Source organism: Flagellimonas ulvae, from assembly GCF_049333175.1.
In the GTDB taxonomy this organism is placed as follows: Bacteria; Bacteroidota; Bacteroidia; order Flavobacteriales; family Flavobacteriaceae; genus Flagellimonas.
The window spans coordinates 1,790,499-1,802,233 of the sequence record NZ_CP186325.1 but is presented as its reverse complement, the minus strand read 5'-3'; the positions used below and the strand labels follow the sequence as shown (position 1 = coordinate 1,802,233).

At 38.6% G+C, this 11,735-nt stretch carries 9 protein-coding genes; 5 read left to right on the top strand and 4 right to left on the bottom strand.

Features of this window, described 5'->3' with window-relative positions:
• Positions 1 to 50: 50 nt before the first annotated feature.
• Positions 51 to 1,829 carry an arginine--tRNA ligase gene (argS, locus tag ACOKFD_RS08240; protein WP_422860806.1) on the top strand — a complete coding sequence of 593 codons (1,779 nt, stop codon included), beginning with the start codon at positions 51 to 53 and terminating at the stop codon, positions 1,827 to 1,829.
• A gap of 51 nt (positions 1,830 to 1,880) precedes the next feature.
• Here argS and ACOKFD_RS08235 read toward each other — a convergent pair whose 3' ends face one another.
• Complete coding sequence (locus tag ACOKFD_RS08235; RefSeq protein ID WP_298999994.1) at positions 1,881 to 2,615, bottom strand: bacteriorhodopsin-like; 735 nt, start codon at positions 2,613 to 2,615, stop codon at positions 1,881 to 1,883.
• Between the two features lie 119 nt (positions 2,616 to 2,734).
• On the opposite strand from ACOKFD_RS08235, the gene ACOKFD_RS08230 reads away from it, so the two are divergent.
• A complete protein-coding gene (locus ACOKFD_RS08230) occupies positions 2,735 to 3,607 on the top strand; it encodes a Brp/Blh family beta-carotene 15,15'-dioxygenase (protein ID WP_422860805.1) in 873 nt (290 codons plus the stop codon).
• Here ACOKFD_RS08230 and ACOKFD_RS08225 read toward each other — a convergent pair.
• From ACOKFD_RS08225 to ACOKFD_RS08215, 3 genes are all read right to left on the bottom strand, one after another.
• Positions 3,604 to 6,171 (bottom strand): TonB-dependent receptor, encoded by a 2,568-nt coding sequence (locus ACOKFD_RS08225; RefSeq protein WP_422860804.1) that lies wholly within the window; start codon positions 6,169 to 6,171, stop codon positions 3,604 to 3,606. The genes ACOKFD_RS08230 and ACOKFD_RS08225 overlap by 4 nt on opposite strands.
• A complete protein-coding gene (locus ACOKFD_RS08220; RefSeq protein WP_422860803.1) occupies positions 6,149 to 7,063 on the bottom strand; it encodes a FecR family protein in 915 nt (304 codons plus the stop codon). Before ACOKFD_RS08220 ends, ACOKFD_RS08225 begins: the two co-directional genes overlap by 23 nt.
• 136 nt (positions 7,064 to 7,199) lie before the next feature.
• The gene (locus ACOKFD_RS08215) at positions 7,200 to 7,697 is read right to left on the bottom strand and encodes an RNA polymerase sigma factor (RefSeq protein WP_422860802.1); all 498 of its coding nucleotides are present in this window, start codon (positions 7,695 to 7,697) and stop codon (positions 7,200 to 7,202) included.
• A gap of 115 nt (positions 7,698 to 7,812) precedes the next feature.
• On the opposite strand from ACOKFD_RS08215, the gene ACOKFD_RS08210 reads away from it, so the two are divergent.
• From ACOKFD_RS08210 to ffh, 3 genes are all read left to right on the top strand, one after another.
• Entirely contained in the window at positions 7,813 to 9,615 is a 1,803-nt protein-coding gene (locus ACOKFD_RS08210) for a hypothetical protein (RefSeq protein WP_422860801.1), read from the top strand.
• Between the two features lie 183 nt (positions 9,616 to 9,798).
• Positions 9,799 to 10,263, top strand: coding sequence for a hypothetical protein (locus ACOKFD_RS08205; protein ID WP_422860800.1), 465 nt, complete (start codon positions 9,799 to 9,801; stop codon positions 10,261 to 10,263).
• Between the two features lie 125 nt (positions 10,264 to 10,388).
• Positions 10,389 to 11,717 (top strand): signal recognition particle protein, encoded by a 1,329-nt coding sequence (ffh, locus tag ACOKFD_RS08200; protein ID WP_422860799.1) that lies wholly within the window; start codon positions 10,389 to 10,391, stop codon positions 11,715 to 11,717.
• Positions 11,718 to 11,735: the final 18 nt, after the last annotated feature.

Below are 11,735 nucleotides of genomic sequence, written 5' to 3'. Positions count from 1 at the left end.
GATGGAAACGGGTAAAAAATATGTAGTTTTGCAGCCTCAAAACAGGTTTTATGGATTTACAGCCCTTGTTGGTGGAAAAAGTAAAGGATGCAGTTAAGCAGATGTATGATGTGGAAGTACCATCCGTGGAGTTTCAACCTACGCGAAAGGACTTTGAAGGTGACATCACTGTGGTTATTTTTCCCATGTTACGCTACGTTAAGGGCAATCCTGTTGAGATAGGTTCCAAAATAGGAGATTATTTGCAGGAACACGTTGAGGAAATCAGTAGATATAATGTGGTCAAGGGTTTTTTGAACCTTGTGGTTTCTGATGTGTTTTATTTGAATTTCTTCAACAGTATAAAGAACGAAGAAAACTATGGTTTTGCCCAAACCAATAGTAAAGCTTCCGTTATGGTGGAGTATTCTTCGCCAAATACCAACAAACCCTTGCATTTAGGACATATTCGAAACAACTTGTTGGGCTATTCGGTGGCTGAAATCTTAAAAGCCTCTGGACACAAGGTCTATAAGACACAAATTGTGAATGACCGCGGAATCCATATCTGCAAAAGTATGCTGGCTTGGCAACGATTTGGAAATGGAGAAACGCCTGAGAGTTCAGGAATGAAGAGCGATCATCTGGTAGGAAAGTACTATGTAGCTTTTGATAAAGCCTACAAAGCTGAGATAGCGCAGTTGAAATCTGAGGGCAAAGAAAAGAAGGAAGCAGAAAAGACAGCTCCCATTCTTTTGGAAGCAAAAGCGATGCTGCGTCAATGGGAGGCCGGTGATGAAGAGGTGGTAAAGCTGTGGAAAATGATGAATGGTTGGGTATATGCAGGTTTTGACACCACGTACAAGAACCTAGGAGTAGACTTTGACAAGCTTTATTACGAGAGCGACACCTATTTGTTGGGGAAAGATGTGGTAGAAGATGGTCTAAAAAAAGGGGTTTTCTTTAGAAAAGAGGATGGAAGTGTTTGGATTGACTTGAGTGATGAGGGATTGGACGAAAAAATTGTGCTTCGTGCTGACGGAACTGCGGTATACATGACCCAAGATATTGGTACAGCAATTCAAAGAGTTACTGATTTTCCAGACATTAATGGGATGGTCTACACTGTAGGTAACGAGCAAGACTATCACTTTAAAGTCTTGTTTTTGATTCTTAAAAAGTTAGGTTATACTTGGGCCGAACAATTGTACCACTTAAGTTATGGTATGGTGGATTTGCCCAGTGGCAAAATGAAGAGTAGGGAAGGTACTGTGGTAGATGCGGACGATCTTATTCAAAATATGGATGAGACTGCTGAGGAGATATCCAAAGCTCAAGGAAAATTGGAAGGATATTCTGAAGACGAGAAACAAAAGCTGTATCGAATAATCGGTTTGGCGGCTCTAAAATATTACATCCTGAAGGTGGACCCTAAAAAACGAATTCTTTTCAATCCAGAGGAATCTGTAGATTTTCAAGGTAATACAGGTCCTTTTATTCAATATACCTATGCCCGAATTCAATCGATTCTCAGAAAGGCAGATTTCGATATTTCGACTACCCGTGACATGACTTTTGACTTACATGCCAAGGAGAAAGAGCTATTGAAGCAAATACAAGTTTTTCCGGAAACGCTTCAGTTGGCAGCGGAAAACCATAGTCCAGCATTGATTGCTAATTATACATATGATTTGGCCAAGGAATTCAATTCATTTTATCAACAAGTTCCGGTTTTACCTGAAGTAGATCAGCAGAAAAAGCAATTTAGGGTGCAACTTTCCAAAAAGGTTGGTGAAGTAATTCAAGCTGCATTTAAATTATTGGGTATAGACGTTCCGGAAAGAATGTAAAAAAAGCCATGCTTAAAAAGCATGGCTTTTTTCAATAACCAACTAAATTAACTATGCATTTGAATCAGAAGTAGCAGTCACTGCTAAATTGTAAATAACCAATCCAAATCCAATTTTGTTTATGGCGTCACCAATGTTGTAGATAACATCCATTGAAATTCCACCAAAAATACCTTCGTACCATCCTGGAGTCCCTGCCATGTAACCAATAGGGTAAATAGCCCATCCTACCAATACGAACCAGCATAAAGTTTTGTGTGCTTTAAGAACAGCACCTCCAGCTTCTTGAGCCAATTTCTTTGCTTGGCCTAACCAAATGTCATAGACAATCACGAAGTAAGCGATACCCGAAATTAGACCCCAAATTTGCGCTTGGTCACGATACACTGCTTCTCCCAGATATCCTGTTACAAGCATAATTACAGAAAGGAAGATAAGCCTCCACATCAAAGATTTTTTAGCTCCAGCTACTTTGAGTATCAAATAGAACTCAACGCACATTAATGGTACGGTAAGTATCCAATCCACATAGCGGAAGAAAGTAGGCGATTCTGCATTCACGGCCCAATAGTCCCGCATGTACCAATAGTGTACCGCAGCAATAAACGTGATAAGACCGGAAACCAAGATTGAGGTTTTCCATTTTCTGTCAAATCCGTTCATGGACAAAAAGAAAAAGGCAGATGCGGCCATCATGGCCATACATCCTACAAAGAAGGTAAAGCCTACATAATCATTGGTAGCCATTTTGGCCACCATAGGTAAAGAAGTTAATAAATTTTCCATGTATATATTAAGTTATTAGTTTTTGTTTAAACAAATCTAATAAAAACTAAACATAATTTCATAATTTTGTTCATATTTTTTTAGAGATGATTCAACAAAAGACATTGAATTTTACGAAAATGAAAAGCGCAATGATTGTAGTCACGGTCTTTTCATTATGGTTTTCTGTGTTTTTTGATGACTATGTTGAAACCATACTTTCTTATGTATTGATTATGAGTTTTGGAGTGTTGCACGGAGCAAATGATATCCGATTGATTCAGAGTGTCACCTCAAAGAATTCAAAATCAACGTTTTTTAAAATTGTCTTGGTCTATGTTTTGGTTGTTGCCGGAATTTTAACTCTTTTTTTTACAATGCCCATTTTAGCTCTTTGTTTGTTTATTCTCATTAGTGGGTATCATTTTGGAGAACAACATTGGTCAAAAAGTATTCTAGTGGATTCCTATTGGAGTACACTTTTTTATACCTTTTATGGATTGTTTATTTTGTTTATGATTTTTCATATAAAGAGTGAACAAGTAACACCAATATTAGAGAGTATTTTGAAAATATCTATAACAACTGAAATAATAGACTATTCCTTCCTATTTATCGGGCTTTGTCTTCTGGTTTTTGGTATTTTCTTTTATACGAATAGATTGGTCAAGAGCAGTCTTTGGGAGGAGCTCTTTGTTTTGTTGGTTTTCTTTATCATTTTCAAGACCGCTTCGTTGTTATGGGGTTTCTGTATTTACTTTATTGTTTGGCACAGCATCCCGTCATTAAAGGACCAAATGGATTATTTATATGGCGAGTCTACTTGGAGAACGTTTGGATTATATGTTAAAGAGTCTATCCTGTACTGGGCAATATCCATAATAGGGTTATTAGCCTTAATTTGGTTTTTAAAGGATAGTTCTCAAAACATGGTCGCGGTCTTAATTTACTTTTTAGCGGCCATAACTTTTCCTCATGTGATTGTAATGTCCAAGTTGGAAAAAGGGAGTTAGAAACTGACTCTGAAACTCAGGTTTGGAGTGATGCCCAATGAAATATTTTCCACAGTTTCAATCTGATTATCATCAGCTACCCGATAATAGGTGTTAAGGATGTTTTTACGGTCAGTCACATTTAAGACGGAAATTCCTGCATTGGCCTTAATACGCCTGCTTATATCAAAATTATAGATGGCCGAAGCATCCACTCGAAAATATTCTGGTAATCTACTTGAGTTGGGATCCCTAAAGTTGATTTGTGCTGGAAAAACCGAAGTGTTCAACGACTCGTCCCCCTCTAAAGGTTCGGTAAATGGTCTTCCTGTTCGATAATTTATTCCTAACCCCAATTTGAGCTTTTTATAGTCGTAGGTACTTGCTAAGGTTAGGGTATGGCGAATATCCAGATTGTTGGGAAAACTAACAGGATCAAGAGATTCAAAAGTGTAATCATTATCATTATAAGTATAGCTGAACCATGTACTGTAGTTTGCACCTCGTTTATTGATTAGCAACTCCATTCCCCTAACATTATAAAACCCTATCTCTCCATTGAATTGGTTTTGGTTTTGGAAGCCTTGGGTACTGGTGCTTATGCCATCCACTCGTTTGTAAAACCCTTCAATACCAAAATAGAGGTCATTTTTTTCATAATTAAGCCCAACTGAAGCTTGTTTGCTTTGAGTTACCGGTAGTGAATCGTCATCGGACAATACCCAACGTCTTTTCTCAATACCCAGAAAGTTTTGTTCCAAATCCACAACTTGGTTGGTGGTCTGACTTTTAAACTCACCTAAGATTTGCGCCCTAAGGTAATTGGCCACCCTAAAATTGATATTTAGTCTTGGTTCTACCAGAAACCTATTGAAAGTGCCTAAGTTTTCAATATAATTGACACGAGCACCAATCCTCCCAATAAAGTGTTTGTTTTCTGTAGCATAAGACAACCCAGTATGTGGGGCATAAATACGGATAACTCCTTTAATGTTGCTGCCAAAGGGCGGTTGGGTGATATTGGTTACATTTCTGATTCCCGTTTCAATAAATTGATAACCATTGTTCCAATTTAAACGTTCGGAAAATTTATAGGAGGTATTTAACTTTAGAGCAGTTTCCTCAACTTGATTGTTTTGGAAAAGTAACTGTATTTGATTGGCAAACAAATTCTGGGCATCCAAATTGTAGCTGGTGTAATAAATGTTCAAGTTACTTGAAAACCGGCTGGTCCATTGACTTGTAAGTTGAGCACCAGCGGAAAAATTGGTTTGGTCCAAAAGACTATTGGTCGTTTCATCAGTATCCAAATTGGTTTCCTCAAAATTCAAATCATTATTTATGTTGATAAAATTCAAGCGAAGTTTATGATTTTCGTTGATGTCATAAAGCAATTTCGCCGTGAAATCATAGAAGAAAAAGTTTTCTTCACGGCTAAAAGCTTGATTTAATCTGATATTGTTTTCATCAATAACCTCACTATCCTGAAACGCACGGTCAAAAAAGCGGTCATAGGTAGGGGTGTTTAAGAAATCTGTGGTAGACCGTCTCGCAGAAAACTGGAAGGCCATATTATCCGTCAATGGAATTTGGCCATAAAGATCTCCACTTATAAAATTAAAACCGGCTCCGCCAAAAAATGTATCGGATATTTCGTTGTTGGTTTCCATTTGGAGTACACTGCTAACCCCATCCCCATAATTAGAAGGAGTCCCGTTTTTGAATATGGTGACCTTATCTGTCAAATAAGGGTTAAATGCCGAAATCAACCCAAAAAAGTGGCCGGATTGATACATTTTAATGCCATTCCAGAGTATAAGATTCTGATCATTGGTCCCACCTCGTACATTAATGTCGGAAACAGTCTCGTCTATGCTCTTAATTCCTGGTAAAGCCTGTACCGTTTGAAGGATATCTGGCTCTATAAGTCCAGGTAAAATACCAAAGTCTGCTGTATTTAGGGTGATGCTCGCGTCTTCTTCCCTAGTTATGCCAGTGGTTAGAAACTTGTAAACAGTAACTTCCTTAAGCTGCTGATAATTTTGGGCCATCAATATACTAGGACAGTCTTTTCCGGATACTAGCTCTTCAACTGAAACGTATTGGGTGATATAGCCCAAAAACCTGACTTTTAAAGAGGCATCCCTTGGAATATCCTTAAGGGTAAAATTACCGTCCATGTCGGTCGTTAAAGCGATTTCAGAATTCAAAACCTCCACGGTTGCGCCCATCACGGTGTTTTCGGCAAAATTGTCCAATACCCTTCCGCAGACATCTACCAAACTCTTTTTAACTACGGAATAATACCTGTCGCTCAGTTTTTCAAGCTTTATTTGGAATTGGACCTCCAGATATGAAATGATGTCTTCAAGGGCAACAAGGTTATTTGGGAGGGTTGTATTTAAATCTTCAATATCCTTGTTTATGTATGAAAACTTAATATTGAATTGCCCTTCTAGGTCTTTTAAGATACTAACCACGGGACGTGAGGTGCTTTGCGTAGTCTGTGCCATTAGGAAAAAGGGCAAAAACAACACAATCGCTAAGAAGAACCTTCTAAAACTACTGATTTGTGTTCTCAGCATAGAAAAGTACATTATCACCCTCATTCTTGAACTTGATTCTGGACGGGGTAGCTATACTTTTTAACGCCATTTTTAGGTCTGTGTTGCTAAAAGTACCTGTAAAAAGGAGATTGGTGTCTACATTTTCGGTATTCACGGAAATATCGAATTGTCTTTCAAGCTCGTTGAAGACATATTTTAAGGGGATGCCATCAAAAGAACTTTCGCTTCTGGTCCATGACGGTTCTAAGGCATTTGATTCTTCTACATCCAATACTTTACCGTCTAAAACCAAAAATGAGGTTCCGGCCGGTAATTCTTTTTTGATGTTTTTGTACTCCACTTGCACAAGACCTTCGTAACAATTTACCTCAAAGAAACCATCCCTGTTCTCAACGTTGAACTGGGTTCCCAATACGATTACACTTCCCTGAGTGGTCTCTACTGTAAACTTTTTCCCTTTGGCTACCTTAAAGAAAGCTTCACCTCTTAAGTTCACTTTTCGATTGGTATCCCAATTTTTTTCGTTGAAAGTAACTTTGGAATCAGCATTCAATATAACTTCGGAATTATCTGGAAGTACAACTTCTGTATTTTCTGCCATCTCACTTGAGTATGAAGTATTTGAGAAATTTAGATACAAATAAGAACCTGTTATCAAGATGACAATGGCAGCTGCGATACGCAGGAATTTTTTGTAAGGGTTTAGGGCAATTACTTTGGGTGATTGCTGTGAACGTTTGGTCTGTAGTTCGTTCAATGCGATTTCCACATCAAAATCAGGTGCTTTCAAAGAGGCGGATACCCCTTTGAGTTTTTTGTACGAAGCATACTCTTCGGAGCTTTTGAACTTAGCCAGTTCTTCTTCCGAAAGTTCATCATTAAGCCATTTTGCCAAATAATTATCCTGCATGATTTCTAGGCTTTACCTTAATATAACAACTTAGTTTCAAAATACCCTACCTTAATCATTTAACAATGTTCAATATGCAATGGACAATGACTTACTTGAAATGTCATTTGTGCAGATAATCGAAATTGCTAATTATTCAAATTCCATCAATTTTTTCTCGAAGCGATTTTAACGCCAAGTGCATTCTTTTTTCAATAGCTTTTACACTTACACCTTCCATCTCTGCAATTTCCGCATACTTTTTTCCATCAATTCTGTTTAGTAAAAAAGTCGTTCTCTGATTTTCTGGTAAACTGTTAAGTGCATTATCCAGTTTTTTCTTGTATTCCTTTTCTTCTAAAAGAAATTCAGGGGATTCGTTGGAATGTTCTTTAGGGGTCTGTGCGTACTTTAATCGCACCTTTTCCGATTTGAGGACATTCAAATACATATTGTTGGCCACAGTGTACAGATACGATTTTGCTTTCTCGGGTTCAACTTTACTACAGTTTTCCCAAAGTTTTACAAATGCTTCCTGTACGGCATCATGAGCTTTTTCCTCATTACCAAACTTATAATATATAAAGTTAAATAGCGTTTTCGAGTTAGCCCTAAATATAGAGCTATACACTTGGTCTTCACAAACATTGCTCATTTAAAAGGAGATGTGTTGGTGTTCAAATATATTTTAAAAAAATGGAAGACCAAGTAGGGTTTTTTTTTTGACAATTGTTCTAGAAGTGTACCAAGAAACAAAAATCCGAATCGTTATGAAAAATCTATTCAACAAATTAATATTTACAAACCTCCTCTTTGCGGCATTGCTATTTACTTCGTGCCAAGAAGAATTCGAAGAAGTCGGAGGAGACACCCAAGAAACTATCTCGGCAAATTCCAATACTGCGGTTTTGATAGAAAACACAGCAACCAATGATGGTTCTTTTGATAACATTGTGGACGGCGCAAGCTGTTTGGCCATCAAATTTCCATATACTGTCGAAGTAAATGGTATTCAAATTACAATCGATTCCAGAGAAGACTTGCACATCATTGAGGAAATCTTCGATGAATTGGACACAGACGATGATATCCTTGATATTATTTTCCCTATCACTATCACATTTGGAGATTTCTCTGAACTGGTCATAGAAAATTTTGAACAATTGCGTGAACTTGCTGCCCAATGTACGGAAGGTGGAGATGATGATGATATAGAGTGTATCGACTTTGTGTACCCCATCACATTGTTCACATTTGATATTAATGATCAACAGACTGGAGAAGTCACGGTAAACAGTGATATGGAGTTGAGAAGATTCTTTGCTGGTTTGGAAGATGACGAGCTTGTAAGCATTCAATTTCCTTTGACTTTGAAAAAGTTTGATGGAACTGAAATAGTGGTAGATAGTAATGCTGAATTGGCTGCAGCTTTGGAGCGCGCCAAGGATGAATGCGATGAAGATGATGATGATGATTTCAATGATGATGATTTCACCAAAGAAAGACTGGACCATTTATTGGTAGAATGCCCATGGGAAATCCGTGAAGTAATCCGTATGAGCATGGACCAAACAGGACAGTACCTTGAAAATACCTTAACATTCTCTGAAAATGGTAGTGTTGCTTATCAGTCTCCTGCAGGAGGTATGGTTACAGGTGAATGGTCTACCAGAGTCACTGATAACGGTATCGCACTAAATCTTGAATTCGAGACGTTGGTTGACTTCAATTTGGAGTGGTTGGTTTATGAAATTGGAGACCATAAGATAAAGTTGTACTCGGATGATGGTAATAAAATAGTATTGAGACAACATTGTCCGGATGACGGTAACGGCGATAATGGCAATGGTGGTAATGGGATTATCAGCGTAGAAACTTTGACAAACGCATTATTGGAGTGCGATTGGATTATCAAAGAGGTTGAAAACCAAGGTGAGGAAATTGAAAGACTTTTAGGGTACGAATTCATCTTTGTTGAAGATGGTACATTAACCGTAGGTAATGGTATCACTTCTTTCTCAGGAACATGGGAAATCGTATCCAATGATGATAACGTTCGCACTTTAAAAATCAATATAGGTGATGAGCCTGCGGTATCTTTTGATTGGCCGTTGACCGAAATTGATGGACCAAGTATCGTTGGAACAACAAGATTGGTGTTCGAAGACGAAAACGCAGACTATGAAATGGTCCTTGAAAAAGTTTGTAATGACAATGCTGACGACCAAGATGTTGCCGAAATAAGAAATATAGCCTTAGGAGGTGGTTGGAATGTCACTAGTTATATCAGCAATGGAATGGATATGACGGCTGATTTCAACGATATGGACTTTAACTTCTCCAATATGCACCAATTAGAAGTTTCCGTGAATGATACGCCCATAGCGGCAGGTCTATGGAGAGTTCTAAGAGATACGGATGAAGAGTTGAAATTCTTTGTAAACCTTGAGGAAAATGCAACCTTGGCCGAATTGACCGATGACTGGCATATTGTTTCCGTAGAAAGTTCAAGAATTGAACTTGCCTACGAAGATGAAGATACCACTGAAACTTTAGTTTTTGAAAAACCATAACCAATTTCCCCAATAGTCACGAAAAGGACGGTCCTCCCCAAGGCCGTCCTTTTTGCTTGTTAAATATTTCACAAACCAAAGAAGTGAGGTAGGGATTTTAATGTTTAAAACGTTTCATAGGAACAAGAGAGTAAAAATCTCATCGAAGAGTAAACAATTGCTGTAACACAAAACAAAATGAAAATGAAACACTTAAAAAACCTATTCCTTGCTATTCTAGTCCTCAATTTAGTATCGTGCAGTGACGATGACGATTCAAACGGAAACGAAAACTTTGACAGTACAGATATAACGGCCTTGACCAGTGCTGTAAGTAACGCAACTTGGCGTATTACCCAATTTATTGATGACGGTCAAGATGAGACCAGCGATTTTGATGGAGTTGTATTTACGTTTAACGCAAATGGCTTTATTGACGTCGAAGATGGTATGGATACCTTCACTGGTACATGGACTGTTGAGTTGGATGACAGTGATTTTGATGACGATGATGATCTCGATGAACTTGAATTCGAAATATCGTTTTCCCTATCCAATGATTTTGATGATTTAAGCGAAGACTGGTACGTTATCGAATATAGCAGTAACAGGGTCCAGCTGAGAGAAGATGACGACGACGATGATTTATTGACTTTTGAACGGATTTAAAACTTGTAGAATATAATCATATTAAAAGAGCGCTCTACAAGCGCTCTTTTTTATTTCAGGGCAGCCAATTGTGCTTCCCAGAGGTTATGCTTAACTTTGTCCCTCTTCAAAAATGACAAAAGCCGATGTTCGATAATTTAAGTGATAAACTGGACAAAGCCCTACACGTACTCAAGGGGCATGGTCAAATAACAGAGATAAATGTAGCGGAGACCATTAAGGAAATCCGAAGAGCTCTGTTGGATGCGGATGTCAACTTCAAAATAGCCAAAGAATTTACCAATAAGGTCAAGGAACAGGCTATGGGCCAAAATGTACTGACCAACCTTCAGCCGGGCCAGCTTATGGTCAAGATTGTGAAGGACGAGCTGACCGAGCTCATGGGTGGTGAAGCAGAAGGCATTGACCTATCTGGAAGCCCTTCTGTGATTTTAATGTCAGGTCTACAAGGTTCGGGTAAGACCACATTTTCCGGTAAACTAGCAAACTATCTTAAAAATAAGAAGACCAAAAAACCACTTTTAGTGGCTTGTGATGTCTATCGACCTGCAGCAATTGACCAGTTGCATGTGGTAGGCGAACAAATAGGCGTAGAGGTCTATTCCGATAGAGATAATAATGACCCTGTTGCTATTGCCAAAGCCGGTATCCAGCATGCAAAAAGCAACGGATGCAACGTGGTTATCATAGATACTGCTGGACGATTGGCGGTAGATGAGCAAATGATGACCGAAATTGCAAACATTCACAAGGCCATTACGCCACAGGAGACCCTTTTCGTAGTGGACGCTATGACGGGCCAAGATGCTGTTAATACAGCAAAAGCCTTCAATGATGTATTGAATTTTGATGGGGTAATCCTTACCAAATTGGATGGTGATACACGTGGTGGTGCGGCTATATCTATCAAATCGGTTGTAGACAAGCCCATTAAATTTATCGGTACCGGAGAGAAGATGGAAGCCATCGATGTGTTTTATCCCTCAAGGATGGCAGACCGTATTTTGGGAATGGGCGATGTGGTTTCTTTGGTAGAGCGTGCTCAGGAACAATTTGATGAAGAACAGGCTCGAAAAATCCAAAAGAAGATTGCGAAAAACCGCTTTGGTTTCGATGATTTTCTGAGCCAGATTCAGCAAATCAAGAAAATGGGGAATATGAAAGACCTCATGGGTATGATTCCTGGGGTTGGTAAGGCCATTAAAGGGATGGACATTGATGATGACGCCTTTAAACACATCGAGGCCATTATCCATTCCATGACACCTGACGAGCGCTCCAACCCTTCTAAATTGAATGCGAGTCGCAAAAAACGCATAGCTCTAGGTAGTGGAAGGTCCATTCAAGAAGTAAATCAATTGCTGAAACAATTCCAACAAATGAGCAAGATGATGAAGATGATGCAGGGCGGGGGAGGCAAGAAGATGATGCAGATGATGCAGAATATGAGATAAAACTTAAGCCATTTTACA